Raw genomic sequence first — 20345 nt, forward strand, 5'->3', positions numbered from 1 at the left:
TTTGTGGCCTCCTTAATAGATTAAATAGGCAATTGCAATACCTGAGCCTATAGCAAAGGCGATTACAAGTGCTTCTAAAAATTTTGCAGTAAACATTAACATATGACGACTAAACAAATCTTGTATTGCTGTAGTAATGACTACACCAGGCACAATAGGCATAACCGAGGCGATCATTGTCGGTCCTAACGACTCGTACGTATGTATCATCTGAGAACCTAAAATAACGATTGAGCCTAAAATGAATGAACCTACAAACTCTGGTATAAACATAGTCAATGATTTACTTTGCATATATTCAACTATTAAATAACCAATAGCTCCTGCAAGTAGTGTAATAGGTACGTTAATCCACTCGCCATTAAGTAAATATAAAAAACTGAGAGAAATTATACCTGCAGCGATTACTTTTTGCCAAAGCGGACTACTTAAAGAGGTGCGATCAATATTTTGTAGTAAACGATGCGCTTCGTAAATAGACAGTGTGTTACTAGAGAGTTGTCTAGAGATAGTATTGACCTGAAAAATTTTCAATAAATTGGTAATGTTTTTATTGATTCTGACGATACGTGTATCGTGATCTTCACTTAAGGAAAAATTAATAAAAACATTAATGACGTACCCTTGACTGTTATAATAACCCATACTGATAGCCATACGACGCATGGTATCTTCTACGCGCGATACTTCAGCGCCTGATGAGAGTAGTATTTTACCCGCAAGTAAAATGACAGTCATGGTGATTTTATCGCGTTCACTGTTCAATAGTCCGTCCTCCTAGCCAATAGATATTAACATTATTATGGCAGTGGTTTTGTATAAATTCAAAAAGAAATGGTTGCCTAAAGTGAAAAAATTATAATGTGTTGCGGGTAGTCTTCTGGTTGTCTGAAGCCAATGTGCCGTCACACTAAAGGGAGTGGGACAGAAATCTGATTTTGAAAAAATGATTTCGTCGTCTCACCCAGGCAAGGATGACTAGCGTTGAAAAAATGAGTTGTAGTGCATTTTCAATATAGTTAGCTAATACCAATATGAAAAGAGACTAGGACGAATCAAAATTGTCCCAGCCTCTTAGTAAAATGAGTCATCTAACAGTAATTAAACTTCTTTTAAGGCGTTTTCCAAATCAGTTAAAATATCATGGATATTTTCAGTTCCAACAGATAAACGCACAAGATCGTTTGTAACACCTGAAGCTAATCGTTCTTCGTCAGATAATTGCTGATGAGTAGTACTAGCTGGATGAATTACTAGAGACTTTGAGTCCCCAACATTTGCGAGATGAGAAAATAATGATAAGCCATCAACAAATTGTGCAATCTCAGCAACTGTGCCATCAATACCAAATGTTAGTATCGCACCTTGTCCGTTTGGTAAATATTTTTGACCAAGATCGTAATAAGCATTACTTGTTAAGCCTGGATAATTGACCCATTTTACTTTTGGATGTTGTTCTAAATATTCTGCCACTTGTAATGCATTTTGAGAATGACGCTCTAAACGTAAGTGTAAAGTTTCTAAGCCTAGTAAAAATTCATGTACATTAAATGGCGAAACGGCAGAACCTAAATCACGTAATAATTGTACACGTGCTTTAGTAATATATGCTGCTGCACCTACATCATGAGCATAGGAGATGCCATGATAACTTGCATCAGGTTCTACTAAGCCAGGGAATTTACCATTGTCCCAGTTAAACTTACCACTATCAACAATAACACCGCCTATTGATGTGCCGTGACCTCCAATAAATTTAGTCGCAGAATGAACAATAATGTCTGCACCATATTCAAATGGACGTAATAAGTAAGGGGTAGGGAAAGTATTATCAACAATTAATGGAATGTTATTGTTATGTGCAACTTGAGCTACTGCTTCAATATCTAAAACATCTATGCGTGGGTTACCAATAGTTTCAGCATAGACGGCTTTAGTTTTTTCTGTGATTGCTTGTGCAAAGTTTTCAGGATTGCTTGGATCAACGAAATGCACAGTAATACCTAACTTCTTAAAAGTGACATTTAATAAATTATAAGTTCCACCGTATAAGTTTGAAGAAGCAACAATTTCATCGCCGCTTTCTACAATGTTGAGTAAAGCTAGGTGAATCGCAGCTTGGCCAGAAGAAGTTGCAAGGGCACCTACGCCTCCTTCTAATGCCGTTATACGTTCTTCAAAGACATTTTGAGTTGGGTTCATAATGCGAGTATAAATATTACCTGATTCTGCTAATGAAAATAAAGCTTGAGCGTGGTTTGTATCATCAAAAACATAACTTGAAGTTTGATAAATAGGTACAGCTCTTGATTTTGAAAAGTCATCGACTTCTTGTCCTGCATGAATTGATAAAGTATCTAAATGCCATTTATTATTAGTCATAACGAAGCTCCTTAATTTTAAAATATTCTGATAATTCACACTATACACATAATATAATTATAAATCAATAAAACATACTAAAAAGATAGGGATTAAATATGAAAAATTTTAAAAACAAGGTTAGACTTATAACTTAACTAGTAATAGTGTTTAACTACAATAAAGTAAAGAGCCATGTTCAATTAAAATGAATTCACCTAAGCGGAACTATGGTTGGCCACTTAGGTGAATGATAGTAGCAATTAAAATTGGAATACATTAAAACGCAAATCATAAATGTAGTGGAAGTCAGTTATGGAGAGTAGATTTAGTTAGTAGTATTTAATTATGCTGTTCATAGTAGTCGAGTATTTCTTTATTGCTTTGTTGTAACTTGTTATATTTGCCTTTAGGTTGTGGCTTAGCTTTAACCTTAATTTGTGGATATAGTAATAACGCTAAATAACCAGTGATACCGAATATAATAAATGTATTTTGAAAGTTTACGGTATCAATGACGATACCTGCTAATGATGACCCTATAACTTGGCCAACTGCTAATAATAAAAAAGGTATGCCTATACCTAATGAAGCATTTTTGGCGAAAATTTTAATTCCCCACACTAACAATACACCTGTTAAATAAATATAACTAAATCCAAATAAGCCTGAAGAAATAAAGGCCAATAACCAAATATTAGGTGTAAATGCTAATAATAAGGAAGAAGTAGCAAGCATAATAACGCCTAAATTATAAGCGAAATGTATACCTCGTTTATCAATCATAGCGCCTGAAACTCCTCCGATAATACCAAAAAGTCCAATAAGTATCCAAAATATAGAAAGTTCTAAATCTGTATAATGACCTGTCTGTTCTATAAAGGATTTTGAAAAGGTCCAAAAAGGTGCTGTAGCAAAACCTAAAAGTAAAGAAGCTAGGATAATGCGCTTACTATATGTGATATCACGTATATTAAATGAACCTGTTGAAATATTTAAATTATGTTGTAATGGTGGAATATTTTTGAAATTCCATAATAAAACAACAACAGCAATAACACCATATATAAAATAAGTTGCGCGCCAATCTAAAAATACTACCATTGCAGTTAATCCTGTAAACATTAGTCCAAAGCTTGTACCGGAATTGATCCAAGTATTGGCTTTACCTTGATCGGTCATACGAATCCATAAAGAAATAGTATAACCATAAGGTGGTGAAACAAGGCCAGTACTAGCACCAGCAAAAAGGACACCTAAAGATAGTATTAACGCATTTGGCGATATACCAATAGTAAATAAACCAACAATAACAGATAATCCAGCAAGCATAATCATACGTTTGGGGCCTATCGTAGCTGTTTGAAAAGTAGCATATATAATCGTAAAACAATAAGCTAAATAAAATAAAGATGAGATAATACCAGCTTGTGATGTTGTCATCCCGATATCTTCAGTTATGGAAGGTAAAAATAAACCAAAACTAAAGCGCCCAAGTCCGTAAGTAGTAGCAATCATGGCTATACCAGGAAAAACTAATTTAGAAAAGTGCACGTTAATACCACCTTGTAAATTAATTTATATTAGATAGAACGTTCATTCTATTTAAGGGAATTAAGAAACGAGGCACACCTGATTACAGCAATTACCTCGTAATAATGATTATTTGTATGCTTCATTGAGTAACATCCGTGCCATACTCAAAGCCTGGGCAGTCGCTCTTTTAGCATTAATAAGCGCAGTCATAGAAGTCGTCCCCTCTAATAAAAGCGTGAATTGAATTGCTAAGTCTTCACCATTCGTAATACCAGCTTCAGTTGCTAAATTTTCCAAATAATTGAGTAGACGTTGTTTATGGCCACGAGCAATATTTTCAATTTTGTTATCTTGATCTGCATAATCTTCAATCGCTCGAATAAACATATCGCCTTGAGAGGAATAATCATTTAACCACTGACAATGCGCTTCTACAGCGGATAAAAATGGGTACTGTGGATTACGTGCTACATGACTATCAAGATATTGCCAATAGCGAGATTCACGTTGTTGTAATACAGCTTCTACCAATTTATCCTTCGAATCAAAATGATTATATAATGTCATTGTAGCAACATTGGCTTCTTGAATGATTTGTTTTAAACCAACGCCTCTAAAGCCATAATCATAAAATAAACGTTCTGCAGCTGTTAAAATATCTTGCTTCTTTTGTGACATCATATTTCACACCTTTGGATAGAATGACCGTTCTACTTAATGATAACAACAGGTCAGTATTAAGTCAAAATAAGATTACCTTTGACTTAATTACTAAAAAAATGTAATGTGTAACTGAGAAATGAGTATTCACTCACTTTTAGGGGGTAGTTTAATTGATTGAAGTAAACAATGTGAGTAAGGCTTTTAAGAAACAACAAGTGTTAGAAGATATTAATGTTAATTTTGAACCTGGTGAAATTGTAGGATTAATTGGTCCTTCAGGTACAGGAAAAACGACGTTGATTCAATGTATACTTGGCATGGAGCATACTGATACAGGATGGGTTACTATAAATGAAAAGTCGATTCCCAATAGGAAGGTATTGAAAGATATCGGTTATATGGCACAAAGTGATGCACTATATGAAGATTTGACAGGTAAAGAAAATTTAAAATTTTTTGCAGGTATTTATATTAAAAAACGAAAACATATTCGTGAACGTGTGAAAATTTGTAGTGAAATGGTCAACCTTGAGGACGCCTTAAATAAAAAGGTGAAACATTATTCAGGCGGGATGAAGAGACGCTTATCCTTAGCTATTAGTTTTTTACAAGACCCAGCGGTGTTAATTTTAGATGAACCAACTGTAGGCATAGATCCAAAACTTAGACAAGCAGTATGGCATGATTTAAATCTAGCCAAAGAACAAGGGAAAAGCATCATAGTTACCACACATGTATTAGATGAGGCGACAAAATGCGACAGGTTAGTACTAATGAATCATGGCCGTATCATCACAACCGGCACTCCGGAAGAAATCAAACAACAATATCATACAGATACGATTGAAGGCGTATTTTTAAATATGGAGGAATAATGATGAATGCATTACACATTGCAAAGCGTATTGTAAAGCAAACACTAAGAGATAAAAGGACACTTGCATTATTGATCATTGCACCGTTACTTATTTTATCATTGTTATATTATATTTTTTCCGTATCGGATAATTCGAATGGTGTTAAGTTAGGTGTAGCTGAGGCACCAAAAACATTTATTAATGCTGTAGAAAAAGAAGGAATAGATATTCGCTATTATGATAATAATAAGGATATTGCTAATAAAATAAAATCGGGCGATTTAACTGGTTTTGCTACTGTTGAAGACAATCAACTACATGTTACATATGCGAATGATAATCCTACACAGTCGGGAGTGTTGGCTTCACTAAATCAAAAGTGGTTGATTAATCAAAACATGACACAAATGAAAAATAATGCGAAGGAGTTGCAAGATGCATTAGCAAATGTACAGCAACAAGCAGGAGCTACTGATGCTAGTCAAAGCTCTCAAAATAACGTACAACCGTATGAAATAAAGACAGATTACATATATGGTTCAGCAAGTTCAACATACTTTGATATGATTAATCCGATATTAATTGCATTCTTTGTGTTTTTCTTTACTTTTTTAATTTCGGGCATTGGTTTATTAAAAGAACGTACATCAGGCACATTAGAACGACTGCTAGCTTCACCCATCAAGCGTAGTCAAATTATATTTGGTTATATTATTGGTTACGGTATCTTTAGTATAATTCAAACGGTAATTGTCGTACTTTTTGCAGTATATGTACTGAATATTATAGTAGAAGGATCAATTTTGGTCGTTCTTTTAACAACTATACTTACAGCACTTGTAGCATTAACCTTTGGTATTTTATTATCAACATTTGCAGCATCAGAATTCCAAATGATTCAATTTATTCCACTCGTTATTGTGCCACAAGTACTGTTTGCGGGTCTGATTCCTATAGAATCTATGAGTAAAATATTAGGTTATATTGCTCATATTATGCCACTTTACTATGCAGGACAAACGATGCAAGATGTCATGATTAAAGGATTTGTACTAGAAGACGTATACTTAAATTTGCTTGTATTATTAGCATTTTTCCTTATATTACTCGTATTAAATATCATAGGCATGAAACGTTATAGAAAAGTTTAGGGTGAATAGTCATGAACAGTTTAAAAGCAATAGTAGAGTCAATTATGCCTCGGCTTGAACATCTGAGTGAACGTCAAAAAAGAGTGTTGCAAAGTGCAGTTATATTATTTAGCGAGCAGGGCTATGATAAAACAACTACTAAAGATATTGCGCAGCATGCACAAGTTGCAGAAGGGACAGTTTTTAAACATTTCAAAAATAAGCAAACACTACTATATGCTGGATTAATACCTATTTTAAAAAATAATGTTATTCCTGTAGCGCTTACCGAGTTCAAAACAGAACTTACATTGACTAATGATTTGAAAACATTTATCGATAAGTTCGTCGATAATCGTTCACAATTTATTTATGACAATAGAGTGTTAATTAAAGTATTACTCAATGAAGCACTGACTAGTGTACAGTTACAAACAATAGTCATAAATTTGTTTACTGAAAATTTGCTCGCTCAATTAACCCCATTATTGCAAAAGTTGATTGATCAAGGTTATATGAGAGACGTGAACAAAGAATATGCTATACGGACTATAGTTGCACAGACGTTCAACTTGAATTTGCCGATGATTATTGACGCCAATAAATCACGAGATAAAGCATTTGATGAATTTGCGACTTTTGTAAAAGACAGTTTGTATTATAGTTTAAAGGTATAGTAAGTAAAAAGGCTGGGGATGATTGATTCAACCCAGCCTAATTTTATATTGTAGGTAGATGACTATATTGAAATTGTACGTCAATCCTGCTTTTTTCAATGTTAGTTATCTTTTGGAGAGGTGACACAATCTTGTTAATAACATTAGATTGCTGTCTCACTCTTTTGTTTATTTTCGTGGTATTTGAATAACATGACCTAATTGTTTTGGTGGAGTGAAAGCAGCTTGCGTTTCATATTGTTGTTGAATAGTCGTTAAAATATCTTCGGGGAAGATCGTGCTTTTACGTGTTTGATAATTGACAGCCATCATGATAATTTCGTATGTAGCAATCGGTTCGTCTAGTGCGTTGTACATAGATAAAAATAGATGAACGCGTTTAGCATCATAATCATAAATATGTGGTTGGACATAAAAAGACTCATCTAAGACTAATTCTTTAAGAAATGTTATATGAGCTTCTAAGCTAAAAATAGTTATATTTTGATCCTTACGACGACTAACTGAAAAATCCATCGCTTCAAAGAATGCTACCACGCTATCGCTAAATACAGCATAATATTGTGCATCGTGCATGTGATTGTTATGGTCAATCCATGATGGTTGAACAGTGTTTCGGTAAATATAATTGACTGTCATGTGGTTTTCCTCCATTAATTTCATTTTAAGCAAATAAAAACTTATTATATTAAGTACTATCATCTCATGATGATAAAGATAAAATCAAGCTGTGTAGATGTTATAAGGGGTATTAGTCGTTTGAATATTGAATCCATGATAGATTAGTTAGTAATTACAACAAGGAGGTAATCTAACGATGGTAATAAGTGCAATTATTTTATTTATTATATCTCTTGTCTTACTTAGTTATTCTATTGCATTGTTAATCGGTAGAGATGGCTCGTTATTTAGTTTGTTTTCTAAAGAAGAAAAATCAGCAACAAAAGCTGAAAAATTAAGCATTTATCTAGCGACACTAGTTATTTTGGCATTAAGTGTGATTATGTTATTACAGACAATTTAAACAATAAAAAGGTTCAAAGCAATCATTGCTTTGAACCTTTTTATGAGTCACCTTAATATTTTCTTAAGAATGGTGTAGGTCGATGGAATATTTGTTCCACAACATAAGACTGTACCTGTGAAAACAAATGTTCAATGATATTTGTTTTATTTGATAACACACGTATGCTTAATCCATGAGTAGCTAATAAAGTAATACCAACGCGACAGTCATATTGTTTTGCAAGTGGTTTTATATGTTCATATAGATCCTCTATAAAGTGTTGATTTACTTGAGGATGAATAAAATAACATGAACCTAAATGCGTATAATTTTCCATATAGCCAATGTCACCTATATTGTTTTTGCTAGGAGCTAACAACAAATTATCATAACTTACTAAGTTATGATCTACATAGATTTCATTCAATAAATGCATATAATCATAACTAAAGTCAGTATCATCTTTGGCATAACCAGGTGTCAAAATATCTGTATAAAATATAGAACCTTGCGTACTTAAATTGATACAGTTATGTTGGAAAAATTTAGCATTTTCATATGCAATAATTGGATCTGCAACATATTCTAAAAATCCATTATCAGCAATGTTAAATGTTTGATATTGTTCAACATGATCATTTAATGTTTTATAAATTTTTGTAGCACCTTGAGAAGTTAATGTTACTGCAGCATCAGCTTCAACATTAAAATTCATGCGGTAACGGTCACCATCTAAATAGCCACCGCCGACGTTGACAATATAAAATGTAGGGACATGTGATTCATCTAAGTAAATTGGACGCATCACTTTTAAAGCTTGCTCGAAAAATACATCTCTAGCCACAGATTTACGACCATTATTAAAGATGGTCATATCTAATTGTCCTGTCCAATGATTAGACATTAGGCAAGCCCTTTAAGGAATATATCATTATCTATCCAATTTAATACATCTTCTAGTCCATCATCAGTTTTTAAATTGGTAAATGCAAATGGACGATTTCCACGGAATGTTTTTGTATCTTCAGCCATTTGATCTAAAGATGCGCCTACATAAGGTGCTAAATCTGTTTTATTGATAACAAAGTAATCAGATTTAATCATACCTTGTCCACCTTTACGAGGAATTTTTTCGCCTTGTGCTACATCGATGATATAGATAGAGAAGTCCACTAATTCAGGGCTGAAAGTGGCAGCTAAGTTATCCCCGCCAGATTCGATAAAAATAAGCTCAATATCGTCATTACGTTCTTTGAGTTCGTCGATAGCGGCAAAGTTCATTGATGCATCTTCTCGAATAGCAGTATGCGGGCAACCGCCAGTTTCAACGCCAATAATTCTATCTTCAGGTAATACTCCAGAGTTGACTAGAATCTTTTCATCTTCTTTTGTATAAATATCATTAGTGATAACACCAATACTATGGTCTTGTGAGAGGCGTTTTACTAATTTTTCAATGAGTTGTGTTTTGCCGGCACCTACTGGGCCACCAACACCTATTTTTATTGTTTGTGACATATAAATACCTCCTATGATATAAAAATTCTGACATTCACGTTTTCATGCTCCATTTGATTTAGTTCTAAGCCTGGAGCAGTTAAACCTAGATCGGCTTCAGATATTGATAAAATATGATTTCTGATTGGTTCGATTTGACCAATCATAGTCGTCACTATACGTTGACCTGAAGTTTGACCTAATGGAATGGCACGTACAGCATTTTGAGTAAGGCTGGAAATGTTTTGATATAGATAATAATCAATAATTTGAGCGCTTTCGAGTGCTAAATGATGACCTAACATTGCAAAGCAAATTGCAGGGTGAAGATGTGCTTCTTTCTGTTTATAAGCATCTTCATACCATTTAATCCAAGGACTATCGTAAAGTTCATTGGCCAATTTAACCATGCGAACTCCCATTTGTTTTGCACCTTGTCTGGTCTCACGTGGCATACTTTGTACAAAGAGTAAATGATCTAACTTTAATATTTTGGCAGAGTCATTTTGTTCTAATGCCTCTACAACTAAACGAATGGTTAGACCATCACTATATGTCAATTGTTCTTTGAGAAACATAGTGAGCCATTGTTGAAAGCTATTTGCATCGTGGACTATATTGTTTTGAATATAGGTTTCCAGTCCAAATGAGTGACTAAAAGCACCCGTCGGAAATTGGGAATCACAAAATTGAAATAGACGTAAAGCATTATAATCAATCATGTGAATGGCCTATGTGACGAAATGCTTTGTTGACTTTACGGTCCTCATGACTGTATGGAATACCTAAGTCTTGAAGCAATGATTCTACGAGATAATCATACTGGACAAGCATTTCACTTTCAGTAAATTGCGCTGGTAAATGTCTGTTTCCCAATTGATGAGCAATATCACCCATCTCTTGTAAAGAGCGTGGTTTGATAACGAGTAAATCTTCAGAATTTACATCAATTACAATCATATTATTATCATCTGCATACAAAATATCACCATACTGTAAATCAATAGGTTGAGTCAGGCGAATGCCTACCTCGTTACCATGATCTGTAGTTACGCGTTGGATACGTTTAACTAAATCTGAATTTTCCAAGTAAACTTTTTCGATATGTTTTTGCTTTTGATCTGCTGATAAATTAGCAATATTGCCTTGTATTTCTTCAATAATCAACTGTGTTCCTCCTAAAATAAGAAATATCTTTGAGATAGTGGTAATTCTGTTGCAGGTTCGCTTGTGATCTTTTCTCCATCTACGAATACTTCGTAAGTTTGTGGATCTACATCTAATGATGGTGTAGCATCATTGTTTTGCATATCTTTTTTGGTTAATTTACGAATATTGTGCACAGGTCGAATCTTGCGTCTCAAGCCTAAATGTGTGCCGATGTCACTTTCGAAGGCAGTTTTTGACACGAATGTCATTGAAGTACTTTGGATATTACCGCCATATTGTCCATACATCACACGGTATTTTAATGGTTCAGAAGTTGGAATAGAGCCATTAGCATCACCATTTACTGCCGTGTTAATTAAACCACCTTTAACGATAACGTCTGGTTTTGCACCGAAAAATGCAGGTTCCCACATAATCAAATCTGCTAATTTTCCTTCTTCAATAGAACCGACATAATCTGAAATACCATGTGTAATCGCTGGATTGATTGTGTACTTAGCGATGTAGCGTTTAATACGATTGTTATCATTGTATTCACTATCGCCTTCTAGTGAACCACGTTGCGCTTTCATGCGGTGTGCTACTTGCCAAGTACGTGTAATAACTTCACCGACACGACCCATTGCTTGAGAGTCAGAACTTACCATACTAAAGACACCCATATCTTGTAAGACATCTTCAGCAGCGATCGTTTCTTTACGTATACGAGAATCTGCAAATGCGATATCTTCAGGAATAGCGGCATTAAGGTGATGCGTAATCATTACCATATCTAAATGTTCGTCTATTGTATTCACTGTAAACGGAAGTGTAGGATTTGTAGATGAAGGTAAGATATTAGAGTAGGCAGCAGATTTAATTAAATCTGGTGCGTGTCCACCACCAGCGCCTTCTGTATGATACATATGCAATACACGGTCTTTCACAGCGGCCATTGTATCTTCCATAAAGCCAGCTTCGTTTAACGTATCGGCGTGTAAAGCGATTTGGATATCATAGTCATCAGCTACTGTTAGAGCATGGTGTAGGGCTGAAGGAGTTGCGCCCCAGTCTTCGTGGACTTTTAAGCCGATAACACCGGCATGTATTTGCTCGATAAGTGCAGTGTGGTTAACAGCTTGCCCCTTACCTGTAAAACCAACATTTAAAGGTAAGGCTTCTGCAGCTTGTAACATACGGTGAATATGCCAAGGACCTGGTGTGACAGTAGTTGCTTTTGCGCCTTCAGAAGCGCCAGTACCACCACCTATATGTGTAGTAATACCACTTTCCAATGCTACTTGTGATTGCTCTGGATTGATAAAGTGAACGTGCGTATCTATCCCACCGGCCGTAATGATTTTTCCTTCAGCAGAAATAACATCTGTAGTAGCACCAATGACGATATCGACGTTGCCCATAATATCTGGATTTCCAGCTTTACCGTATTTCATAATAAAGCCATTTTTAATACCAATATCAGCTTTGATTACTTTGTCATAATCAATAATCACAGCATTAGTAATAACTAAGTCTGCTACATCTTTATCATCACGTGTGACATTAGGGTTTTGAGACATACCATCTCTAATAGACTTACCGCCACCAAACGCTGCTTCATCGCCATATGTAGCATAATCTTTTTCCACAACAGCGAATAAATTCGTATCTCCTAGACGGATTGCATCCCCAATTGTCGGGCCATATAAACTTGTGTATTGTGATTGCGTCATTTTGAAACTCATTTTTTATACCCACTTTCTTTATTAGCATTTTTACTATTTTTCTTTTCTGCTAATATGACTTTGTCGTCGTCTTCTGGCTTAAAGACACGTGTTTCGTCGATTGGTCCATTGACTTCACCACGGAAACCGAAAATACGACGTTTACCAGTATATTCAACAAGTTGTACATCTTTTGCATCTCCCGGTTCAAAACGTACAGCAGCCCCGGCAGGTATATCTAGATGTTTACCATATGCTTTTTCACGCTCAAAAGTAAGCGCTGGATTTGCTTCATAAAAATGATAATGAGAGCCTACTTGAATAGGACGATCTCCTGTGTTTTTAACGTTCAAAATAGTTGCGTCTAAACCGCTATTTACTTCTATTTCTGTACGTTTAACGATTATTTCACCTGGTTTCATAACAGGTCCCTCCCTATACTATTGGATGATGTACAGTTATTAACTTAGTGCCATCTGGGAATGTTGCTTCTATTTCCATTTCAGTTAACATATCTGCAACGCCTTCCATTACATCATCTTCGCTCAAAATTTGTTTGCCATAACTCATTAATTGTGAAACAGTTTTACCATCTCTTGCTCCCTCTAGCAATTCATAACTGATAATAGCAACAGCTTCAGGATAATTGAGCTTTAAGCCTCTTGCTTGTCGTCTTCGTGCCAAGTCAGCAGCAACAACAAGCATCAATTTATCTTCTTCGCGTTGTGTAAAATGCACTGTAATCCCTACTTTCTAAATTGGTTTGGCATATAAATTTTGTTTATGCACTAATTAATTTTAAGACTATTTCATACATAGTACAAACATTACACATTTATTTTATAATAAAACATTTTTATATAAAAGTTACATTTGTTGTTTTTGACAATTATTAGCTATAAAATGTTATAGGAAGTTCTTGAGTTTAATAGAAATAAGGTGTAAGAATGAAGTATGCTAAAATCGTTTTGAATAATATTGCACAGGTTTTATTATTACAAAACCCATGGACCGGTTTGTTTGTTTTGATTGGTCTCTTTTTAGGAAGTTGGAAAGTAGGGTTGATTGCGCTTATAGCGAGTATCATTGCGTTATTATTAGCGAAGCAAACCAATTATTCAGAAGCGGAAATAACAGCTGGTTTAGCTGGGTTTAACCCAGTATTAACAGGTATTGCTCTAACAATTTTTTTGACGTCAGAATGGTATAGTTGGGTATTTGTTATTATTGCGATATTAATAACTATGCCTATTGGTTCAGCAGTGCGAGAATTTTTAAAACCTTTTGGTGTACCTATGTTGACTATACCGTATGTGTTCATTAGCTCTAGTGTGTTATTAACATCTTTTCAATTTCAACACGTAGATGCTGATATTGATATTTTACCTAATACAGTTAAAGAGATCGTCTTTTCAGAACATAACGTACATTTTATATCAGCATTTTTGTCAGGATTCAGTGAAATATTTTTATTAGATAATGTCATGGCAGGTATCTTGATTTTAATAGGTATTTTTATCGCTTCTAGAAAAGCGGGGCTGTTGTCAATTGGTGCTAATTTATTAGGTTTAGGTATCGATTTAATGTTTGGCGCAAATCATGATCAAATAAATGCAGGTTTGTTTGGTTATAATGTGGTCTTGACGGTATTAGCTTTAGGTGTGGCTTTTGAAACACGTATAAATCGATATATCAGTATTGCACTGGGGATTTTGTTAACCATCATGTTACATGCTGGATTAACTACATTATTAACGCCATTTGGTTTACCGGTGTTTACATTACCATTCATTATTGCAACATGGATTATGTTGTTTGCAGGCACTCGTATGCAAGAACAACAAATAGATGAATCATTAGAAAATCAAAATGGGAAGTAGGAATTAATATGAAAAAACTAGCTACATTAGTGGCGGTTGCAACAATCGTATTAGCTGGATGTAGTGGGTCTGGTCAACAAGATCAATCTAAGACCTTAAATGTGGAGTTGCCACTAAAAACAAAAACATTAGCACCTTATGACACAGATGTACCTGTCAAAATGGGGGCAGCTGAATCATTATTTAAAGTTAATAAAAAAGGTAATGTTGAAAAATTATTAGTCGAAAAATATAATCAACCATCAGCTAAAGAGCTTAATTTAACAATTAAAGATGATATTAATTTCCAAAATGGTAAGCACTTAACAGGTCAATCAGTGAAAAAAAGTTTGGAATATAGTTTGAAACATAGTGATTTAGTGAAAGGATCGTTACCTATTGAACAAATTAAAGCCGACGGACAACAAGTGCAAATTACAACTAAGGAACCTTATCCTGAACTTATTTCAGAATTAGCAAGTCCGTTCGCTGCTATATATGATGTGAATGCCAATAGTGACATTAAAAATAAACCGATTGGCACAGGCCCATATCAAATTAAGTCACATCAACAATCGCAAAAAATAGGTTTGCAGCAATATAAAGATTATTGGCAAGGACAACCGAAAATGGAAAAAATTAATGTTACATATCAAGAAGATGGTAACGTTAGAGCAAGTGATTTAAAATCTGGCAAAGCAGATGTCATCACTGACGTCCCTGTCGAAAAAGTGAAGTCTTTAAAAGCAGATGATAAAACTAAAATTTCGAATGTCTCTGGCTTTAGAACTGGTATGTTGCTCTATAATCATGACAGCGATAAAATGACTAAACCAGTGCGTCAAGCATTAGATAAAGTCATAGATCGTCATAGTATTACCCAAGAAATATCAAAAGGCTATGCCAAACCTGCAAACGGTCCTTTTAATGATTCTGTCTCTGGCATTAAACATAATAAAGTACAGCAGCAAAATCTTGAGGAAGTTAAAAAAATCTTGAAGAAAGAAGGCTATACTAAAGAACACCCTTTAAAAATAGTAATGCCGACTTATAATGGACGTCCTGAATTGCCTAAAATTGCGCAAGTAATTCAGTCAGATGCGAAGAAAGTTAATATAGAGATTGATGTGCGTAACGTTGATGATATTGACGGTTACTTAAAAGATAAATCACAATGGGATGCGTCTATGTATAGTATGGGAACATTACCTCGTGGCGATACAGGTTATTTCTTTAACCAAGCCTATAAAACTGGTGGAGCTATTAATCAAGGTAATTATCATAATAAACAAGTAGATCAACTCATTAACCAGTTCAATACAACGGTAGATAATGACAAACGACAAAAATTAACGAACGAAATCTTAGATATTACTGCACGAGATTATGCGAATAGTTATATTACTTATAATGATACAATTGTTGGTTTGAATAAGCAGGTGCAAAATGTTAATGCTACTCCTGAAGGTATCTATCTTATAGATCATAAGGTTGAGAAAACGGATGATTAAAAATTTAATTTCCAGATTTACACAAATGATTATCGTCTTGTTTGTGTTATCCATCATTACATTCATATTGATGAAGTTAACACCAGGGAACCCGATAGATAAAATTTTACAGCTTGACGTGGCAAATGTTTCATCAACGCAAATTGAAGCTACGAAAGAAAAATTAGGGCTCAACCAACCGCTAATCGTACAGTACTTTCAGTGGTTAACGCACATTGTGCGCTTGGATTTTGGACTGAGTTATCAAACAGGTTCGCCAGTAATTCAAGAATTGCTATATTATGCACCACCAACTTTAATTATTGCACTTTGTACTATTGTAGTTGTGTTGTGTATTTCTATCCCACTAGGGGTGCTGTCAGCAAAGTATTATCATACATGGATAGATACATTGATTCGTACACTAACGTCATTGACAGTTAGTGTACCGTCATTTTTTGTAGGAATTCTTTTGATTTATATTTTTGCGCAGCAATTACAACTGTTACCTTCATCAGGAACCGACAATATAACAGGTTATATTTTACCAGTAATTGCTTTGAGCATTGGTATGAGTGCATACTATGTACGCTTAATTCGTTCTACAGTCATTGAGCAATTTCGGTCAAAAGAAGTTGAAGCTTCGAGAATACGGGGTATGTCTGAATATTATATTTTATGGCACGATATGTTTAAACCAACTATGATACCCGTTGTAACTATGTTAGGAATGTCTGTAGGTAGTTTAATTGGTGGTACTGTGGTGATTGAAAATTTATTTGGTATACCCGGATTGGGCTATTTTTTAATGGATAGCATCCGAGCTCGGGATTATCCTGTAGTACAAGGGGCTGTGCTATTAATTGGATTTTGTGTAGTAATTGCAAATATTGTTAGTGATTTATTATTACTGTGGTTAGATCCTAAACGGAGATCTTACCAACCTATTCGTCAGCATCAACTAGATAAGCAAGGAGGCGGTATACAATGATTCAACGAAACAAGAGCAACATTGTATATGCTATCTTTTTTTGTTATTTAGTCATAATAATAGGTGCACAATTTGTAGTTTCTACTAATGATGCTATTGACGTACACTTGTCACAAACATTTGAAGCACCAAGTTTGCAACATTGGTTAGGTACTGATGATTATGGTAGAGATGTGTTGAGTAGGGTGATTATAGGTGCGCGCTATACTTTAGTTGTGAGTTTAATTACGCTTGTGTTAGTAGTTATTATTGGTGTCCCACTAGGATTAATAGCTGGATATTTGAATGGATGGACAGATAAAGTTATTATGCGATTGCTTGATATTGGTTTAAGTATACCTGAATTTGTACTTATGATAGCTATGGCTAGTTTCTTTAAACCAAGTATTTGGAATTTAGTAATAGCGATAACTCTTATAAAGTGGATGAATTACACTAGACTGACACGTGCAATAGTCAATGGCGAAATGGGCAAGTCCTATATTAAAATGGCCAAACTATTTGGTGTGCCAAACTATATGATTATTTGGAAACATGTATTGCCAAAAGTTATGCCGTCGATACTTGTGTTGATGACAGTGGATTTTGGGAAAATTATTTTATATATTTCATCATTGTCATTTTTAGGGATAGGTGCACAACCACCTTCGCCTGAATGGGGAGCCATGTTAAATGCGAGTAGATCATTCATGGAAAGTAATCCTTTATTAATGATTGTACCAGCTTTAATGATTACAATAACAATTTTAATATTTAATTTAGTTGGAGATCGTCTCCGGGATAATTTATTAAATGGGAAGCGTGAGTCAAATGAGTAATCAATTAGAAATTACGCAGTTGTACATTAACAATAATAGCGGTAAAACACTCATTCACGGTGTGGATTTATATATAAAAAGCGGGTTAGTCAATGTGTTAATTGGTGAAAGTGGATCAGGAAAGACTTTGACAGCCAAAGCAATGATTCAACATGTTCCTGATAATTTAACAATGACACACTCCACATTAAAATATAATGGTAAGCAGTATAAAGATATGTACGAATTACTAGGGACAACGATTGGCTATATTTCTCAAGACTATAGTCATAGTTTTAATGAACATACTAAAATTGGCAAACAATTAATAGCAATTTATCGAGCTCATTTTGCAGTAAATAAACAACAAGCAAAAACGAAAGTATTGGAAGCTTTAGCATGGGTTGAATTAAATGGACAAAAAATTATGGAGCAATATCGCTTTACATTGTCAGGTGGTCAACTTGCAAGAGTCCAAATTGCTAGTGTTTTAATGTTGAAACCTCAACTTATTATTGCTGACGAACCTACGGGGGCACTAGATGCTGTTACAGGTTATCATTTAATGACGCTTATACGTCATTTAGCTGATGTACACAAAGCTACTTTATTAGTCATAACTCATAATTTGACGCATGTATTAAGTTTTAGTGATTATATTCAAGTGATAAAAGACGGCTCAATCGTAGATCGACTTACTATCGATAATGTAAAACAAGGTCAGATGACTCAATATAGTGAGACACTATTTCGACATCGCAGCCAGTTAGTGAAGGATGAATCATATGATTAAATTAACAAATGTAGCGTACTTTGATAACAATAAACCGATATTACGTAATATAAACTTTACTATGAATGCACAAGAACGTGTTGGTATAGTTGGAGAAAGTGGTTCAGGTAAGACGACACTGGCTCATATTTTGCTAAGATTAATTACGCCAACAAAGGGACAATATGATGCACATTCATTGACGATGTTGCCGATTTTTCAACACGCTATTGAAAGTTTCAATACCCACTTAACACTGGCACAATCACTTGCAGAACCTAAAAAATATTATAAATCTATTAATAGTAATATTGATTTGACGTTACAACATTTAATGACCCAATTGAATTTAGACCCAGAGTTATTACAAGCAAAACCTTATCAATTAAGTGGGGGACAATTACAACGCTTTAATATTTTACGCACATTAATGTTGCAACCTGAAATATTAATTTGTGATGAAATTACTTCAAATTTAGATGTATTACTAGAACAACAAATGAGCAATGTACTATTAAATTATTATGAAGAAACTCAGCATGGAATGGTTATAATTTCTCATGATATGGCGTTTATTACCGCTACTGTAGAACGCATAGTGGTCATGCGTGATGGCGAAATTGTAGATGATTTTCACAAAAAATATTTGTTTAGTGCAGAAAGACATCCATACACACAGCAATTGCTTGCTGTTTATGATGTAGAGTGGCGAAGCAAGAAATAGTAAAGATATTAAAAACTACTGGCATCTATTACAGCCAGTAGTTTTATTATAGGTAAATTTTAATAATAATTGATATCAGTCAACTAAAGTCTAGAACGAATTTAACGTTCTAGACTTTAAATGGTGATTTGCCTATTAAGATTTAGCAGTTTGAAAGTAAATAGAGAAGGCTCTTTTTACAATTTCTAAATGCTTATTGTTATAATAAGGCGAAGTGCTAAAATATACTAAAATTTCACTTTTTGATTGCACGTTTATTGGAAAATCAGCATCTGTAGATACCAAATCTGCTAGTTCTCCTAGTGGCGTATTATCACCAGTAAAATTTCGTATAAATTCATAAAAACTCAGAAAACCACCTCATTTATTGAATATAAGTTATTATAACTTAAAAATTTAAAGTTGTGCAATACTGAAAATTGTGAAATTTTCTTGTGCACCTTATAATGAAAAACAATAGCAGTTGGAAATATAAATAAAAGTTATTATAATGTTATAGTTAATTATTATATGAATTCACAAGTGATGTTAGAAATGTAAACTAAAATACACGTGTAATCTAAGAGAGAGGAGGTATAACTATGCAAGCTAGCACAAAGATAGATAACTGGATGGAAATTACAAAGTACGTACGTTATATCGACACTATGATCGAAAATGTATTAAAAGAACAATTTGATATAAGTCTAAGAGAATTTTATGTGTTGTATGAAATCTATAACAGTAAAGGTAAGAAATATAAAATTAATGATTTAATTAAAGTAGTAGATTTAAGTCAAAGTGCCATGTCTCGGTTGATTGTCAGACTAGAAAAAATGACTCCTGCTTTTGTTTATAGACAAGAATGTGTAGAAGACCAACGTGCCATGTATATATATTTGACAGCTGAAGGTGCTGAGCAAACTGTAGCTGCGATGAATAGTTATAATCAACTTATTAAAAAAGTTAATTTAAGCCAAATTCAGCATTTAGCCCGTATTACGAATGATAGTCAGTAATTTAGTTCAACTATAGGTACAACCAATCATCATGAAAAAGTTAATTTAGTGTGCATTTAGTCCCTATTTTCAAAGTAATAAAAATCGATTTGTATGATTATTTTAGGGTATTTA

Annotated in this window: 24 protein-coding genes; 11 read left to right on the plus strand and 13 right to left on the minus strand. The window is 34.1% G+C overall.

From position 1 onward, the window contains the following. Positions 1–12: 12 nt before the first annotated feature. The 4 genes from KA845_RS08305 to KA845_RS08320 form a co-directional block, all read right to left on the minus strand. Entirely contained in the window at positions 13–765 is a 753-nt protein-coding gene (locus KA845_RS08305; protein ID WP_002508839.1) for a threonine/serine exporter family protein, read from the minus strand. A 336-nt stretch (positions 766–1101) separates the two neighbouring features. Further along, positions 1102–2382 carry a homocysteine synthase gene (locus KA845_RS08310; protein WP_103388201.1) on the minus strand — a complete coding sequence of 427 codons (1281 nt, stop codon included), beginning with the start codon at positions 2380–2382 and terminating at the stop codon, positions 1102–1104. A gap of 321 nt (positions 2383–2703) precedes the next feature. Then, a complete protein-coding gene (locus KA845_RS08315; RefSeq protein ID WP_119510846.1) occupies positions 2704–3915 on the minus strand; it encodes an MFS transporter in 1212 nt (403 codons plus the stop codon). 108 nt (positions 3916–4023) lie between these two features. Further along, the gene (locus tag KA845_RS08320) at positions 4024–4575 is read right to left on the minus strand and encodes a TetR/AcrR family transcriptional regulator (protein WP_002508836.1); all 552 of its coding nucleotides are present in this window, start codon (positions 4573–4575) and stop codon (positions 4024–4026) included. Positions 4576–4730: 155 nt separating this feature from the next. Between KA845_RS08320 and KA845_RS08325 the strand changes: the two genes are divergently transcribed. The 3 genes from KA845_RS08325 to KA845_RS08335 are packed head-to-tail and all read left to right on the plus strand — an operon-like array spanning position 4731 to position 7224. Beyond that, the gene (locus tag KA845_RS08325) at positions 4731–5435 is read left to right on the plus strand and encodes an ABC transporter ATP-binding protein (RefSeq protein WP_103388199.1); all 705 of its coding nucleotides are present in this window, start codon (positions 4731–4733) and stop codon (positions 5433–5435) included. Between the two features lie 2 nt (positions 5436–5437). Beyond that, the gene (locus KA845_RS08330; protein ID WP_210127955.1) at positions 5438–6568 is read left to right on the plus strand and encodes an ABC transporter permease; all 1131 of its coding nucleotides are present in this window, start codon (positions 5438–5440) and stop codon (positions 6566–6568) included. A gap of 11 nt (positions 6569–6579) precedes the next feature. After that, complete coding sequence (locus KA845_RS08335; RefSeq protein ID WP_021459633.1) at positions 6580–7224, plus strand: TetR/AcrR family transcriptional regulator; 645 nt, start codon at positions 6580–6582, stop codon at positions 7222–7224. 168 nt (positions 7225–7392) lie between these two features. Here the strand turns inward: KA845_RS08335 and KA845_RS08340 are convergent, their stop codons facing one another. Further along, a complete protein-coding gene (locus KA845_RS08340; protein WP_002508831.1) occupies positions 7393–7863 on the minus strand; it encodes a thioesterase family protein in 471 nt (156 codons plus the stop codon). 178 nt (positions 7864–8041) lie between these two features. Here KA845_RS08340 and KA845_RS08345 point away from each other — a divergent pair, with 178 nt between their 5' ends. After that, complete coding sequence (locus KA845_RS08345; protein WP_021459632.1) at positions 8042–8248, plus strand: hypothetical protein; 207 nt, start codon at positions 8042–8044, stop codon at positions 8246–8248. A 52-nt stretch (positions 8249–8300) separates the two neighbouring features. Here the strand turns inward: KA845_RS08345 and KA845_RS08350 are convergent, their stop codons facing one another. The 7 genes from KA845_RS08350 to KA845_RS08380 are packed head-to-tail and all read right to left on the minus strand — an operon-like array spanning position 8301 to position 13338. Beyond that, on the minus strand, positions 8301–9134 hold the full coding sequence (locus tag KA845_RS08350) for an urease accessory protein UreD (protein WP_021459631.1): 834 nt from the start codon (positions 9132–9134) through the stop codon (positions 8301–8303). After that, positions 9134–9748 carry an urease accessory protein UreG gene (ureG, locus tag KA845_RS08355; RefSeq protein ID WP_210127957.1) on the minus strand — a complete coding sequence of 205 codons (615 nt, stop codon included), beginning with the start codon at positions 9746–9748 and terminating at the stop codon, positions 9134–9136. Before ureG ends, KA845_RS08350 begins: the two co-directional genes overlap by 1 nt. A gap of 11 nt (positions 9749–9759) precedes the next feature. Further along, entirely contained in the window at positions 9760–10449 is a 690-nt protein-coding gene (locus KA845_RS08360) for an urease accessory protein UreF (protein WP_210127959.1), read from the minus strand. Beyond that, positions 10442–10894 (minus strand): urease accessory protein UreE, encoded by a 453-nt coding sequence (ureE, locus tag KA845_RS08365; protein WP_021459628.1) that lies wholly within the window; start codon positions 10892–10894, stop codon positions 10442–10444. The genes KA845_RS08360 and ureE overlap by 8 nt, the downstream gene beginning before the upstream one ends. A gap of 11 nt (positions 10895–10905) precedes the next feature. After that, on the minus strand, positions 10906–12621 hold the full coding sequence (ureC, locus tag KA845_RS08370) for an urease subunit alpha (RefSeq protein WP_021459627.1): 1716 nt from the start codon (positions 12619–12621) through the stop codon (positions 10906–10908). After that, on the minus strand, positions 12618–13022 hold the full coding sequence (locus tag KA845_RS08375) for an urease subunit beta (RefSeq protein ID WP_167867811.1): 405 nt from the start codon (positions 13020–13022) through the stop codon (positions 12618–12620). Before KA845_RS08375 ends, ureC begins: the two co-directional genes overlap by 4 nt. Before the next feature lie 13 nt (positions 13023–13035). Further along, positions 13036–13338, minus strand: a complete 303-nt coding sequence (locus KA845_RS08380; protein ID WP_021459625.1) for an urease subunit gamma — start codon at positions 13336–13338, stop codon at positions 13036–13038. Between the two features lie 209 nt (positions 13339–13547). Between KA845_RS08380 and yut the strand changes: the two genes are divergently transcribed. From yut to KA845_RS08410, 6 genes are read left to right on the plus strand one after another with little or no spacing between them, the layout of a single operon-like run. Further along, positions 13548–14480 (plus strand): urea transporter, encoded by a 933-nt coding sequence (gene yut, locus KA845_RS08385; protein ID WP_210127961.1) that lies wholly within the window; start codon positions 13548–13550, stop codon positions 14478–14480. Positions 14481–14482: 2 nt separating this feature from the next. Continuing rightward, the gene (gene nikA, locus KA845_RS08390) at positions 14483–15970 is read left to right on the plus strand and encodes a nickel ABC transporter substrate-binding protein (RefSeq protein WP_210127968.1); all 1488 of its coding nucleotides are present in this window, start codon (positions 14483–14485) and stop codon (positions 15968–15970) included. Further along, positions 15963–16940 (plus strand): nickel ABC transporter permease, encoded by a 978-nt coding sequence (gene nikB, locus KA845_RS08395; RefSeq protein ID WP_021459622.1) that lies wholly within the window; start codon positions 15963–15965, stop codon positions 16938–16940. The genes nikA and nikB overlap by 8 nt, the downstream gene beginning before the upstream one ends. Further along, on the plus strand, positions 16937–17758 hold the full coding sequence (nikC, locus tag KA845_RS08400) for a nickel transporter permease (protein ID WP_021459621.1): 822 nt from the start codon (positions 16937–16939) through the stop codon (positions 17756–17758). The genes nikB and nikC overlap by 4 nt, the downstream gene beginning before the upstream one ends. Then, positions 17751–18530: an ATP-binding cassette domain-containing protein gene (locus tag KA845_RS08405; RefSeq protein ID WP_021459620.1), complete on the plus strand. Its 780-nt coding sequence runs from the start codon at positions 17751–17753 to the stop codon at positions 18528–18530. The genes nikC and KA845_RS08405 overlap by 8 nt, the downstream gene beginning before the upstream one ends. Further along, positions 18523–19233, plus strand: a complete 711-nt coding sequence (locus KA845_RS08410; protein ID WP_167867812.1) for an ABC transporter ATP-binding protein — start codon at positions 18523–18525, stop codon at positions 19231–19233. Before KA845_RS08405 ends, KA845_RS08410 begins: the two co-directional genes overlap by 8 nt. Positions 19234–19368: 135 nt before the next feature. Here the strand turns inward: KA845_RS08410 and KA845_RS08415 are convergent, their stop codons facing one another. Further along, entirely contained in the window at positions 19369–19584 is a 216-nt protein-coding gene (locus KA845_RS08415; RefSeq protein WP_082435637.1) for a YozE family protein, read from the minus strand. 230 nt (positions 19585–19814) lie between these two features. Here KA845_RS08415 and KA845_RS08420 point away from each other — a divergent pair, with 230 nt between their 5' ends. Continuing rightward, positions 19815–20231, plus strand: coding sequence for a transcriptional regulator, SarA/Rot family (locus tag KA845_RS08420; RefSeq protein ID WP_103388195.1), 417 nt, complete (start codon positions 19815–19817; stop codon positions 20229–20231). Positions 20232–20345: the final 114 nt, after the last annotated feature.

This window comes from Staphylococcus sp. GDX8P114P-2, from assembly GCF_017892945.1.
Lineage (GTDB): Bacteria > Bacillota > Bacilli > Staphylococcales > Staphylococcaceae > Staphylococcus > Staphylococcus arlettae.

What these genes read in the sequence shown, in the direction of transcription:
- KA845_RS08405 (WP_021459620.1), top strand. Translation starts at nt 17,751, where the DNA reads ATGAGTAATCAATTAGAAATTACGCAGTTGTACATTAACAATAATAGC.
- ureC (WP_021459627.1), bottom strand. Translation starts at nt 12,621, where the DNA reads ATGAGTTTCAAAATGACGCAATCACAATACACAAGTTTATATGGCCCG.
- KA845_RS08420 (WP_103388195.1), top strand. Translation starts at nt 19,815, where the DNA reads ATGCAAGCTAGCACAAAGATAGATAACTGGATGGAAATTACAAAGTAC.
- KA845_RS08320 (WP_002508836.1), bottom strand. Translation starts at nt 4,575, where the DNA reads ATGTCACAAAAGAAGCAAGATATTTTAACAGCTGCAGAACGTTTATTT.
- KA845_RS08360 (WP_210127959.1), bottom strand. Translation starts at nt 10,449, where the DNA reads ATGATTGATTATAATGCTTTACGTCTATTTCAATTTTGTGATTCCCAA.
- yut (WP_210127961.1), top strand. Translation starts at nt 13,548, where the DNA reads ATGAAGTATGCTAAAATCGTTTTGAATAATATTGCACAGGTTTTATTA.
- KA845_RS08410 (WP_167867812.1), top strand. Translation starts at nt 18,523, where the DNA reads ATGATTAAATTAACAAATGTAGCGTACTTTGATAACAATAAACCGATA.
- KA845_RS08340 (WP_002508831.1), bottom strand. Translation starts at nt 7,863, where the DNA reads ATGACAGTCAATTATATTTACCGAAACACTGTTCAACCATCATGGATT.
- KA845_RS08310 (WP_103388201.1), bottom strand. Translation starts at nt 2,382, where the DNA reads ATGACTAATAATAAATGGCATTTAGATACTTTATCAATTCATGCAGGA.
- KA845_RS08350 (WP_021459631.1), bottom strand. Translation starts at nt 9,134, where the DNA reads ATGTCTAATCATTGGACAGGACAATTAGATATGACCATCTTTAATAAT.
- KA845_RS08345 (WP_021459632.1), top strand. Translation starts at nt 8,042, where the DNA reads ATGGTAATAAGTGCAATTATTTTATTTATTATATCTCTTGTCTTACTT.
- ureG (WP_210127957.1), bottom strand. Translation starts at nt 9,748, where the DNA reads ATGTCACAAACAATAAAAATAGGTGTTGGTGGCCCAGTAGGTGCCGGC.
- KA845_RS08330 (WP_210127955.1), top strand. Translation starts at nt 5,438, where the DNA reads ATGAATGCATTACACATTGCAAAGCGTATTGTAAAGCAAACACTAAGA.
- KA845_RS08335 (WP_021459633.1), top strand. Translation starts at nt 6,580, where the DNA reads ATGAACAGTTTAAAAGCAATAGTAGAGTCAATTATGCCTCGGCTTGAA.
- nikB (WP_021459622.1), top strand. Translation starts at nt 15,963, where the DNA reads ATGATTAAAAATTTAATTTCCAGATTTACACAAATGATTATCGTCTTG.
- nikC (WP_021459621.1), top strand. Translation starts at nt 16,937, where the DNA reads ATGATTCAACGAAACAAGAGCAACATTGTATATGCTATCTTTTTTTGT.
- KA845_RS08375 (WP_167867811.1), bottom strand. Translation starts at nt 13,022, where the DNA reads ATGAAACCAGGTGAAATAATCGTTAAACGTACAGAAATAGAAGTAAAT.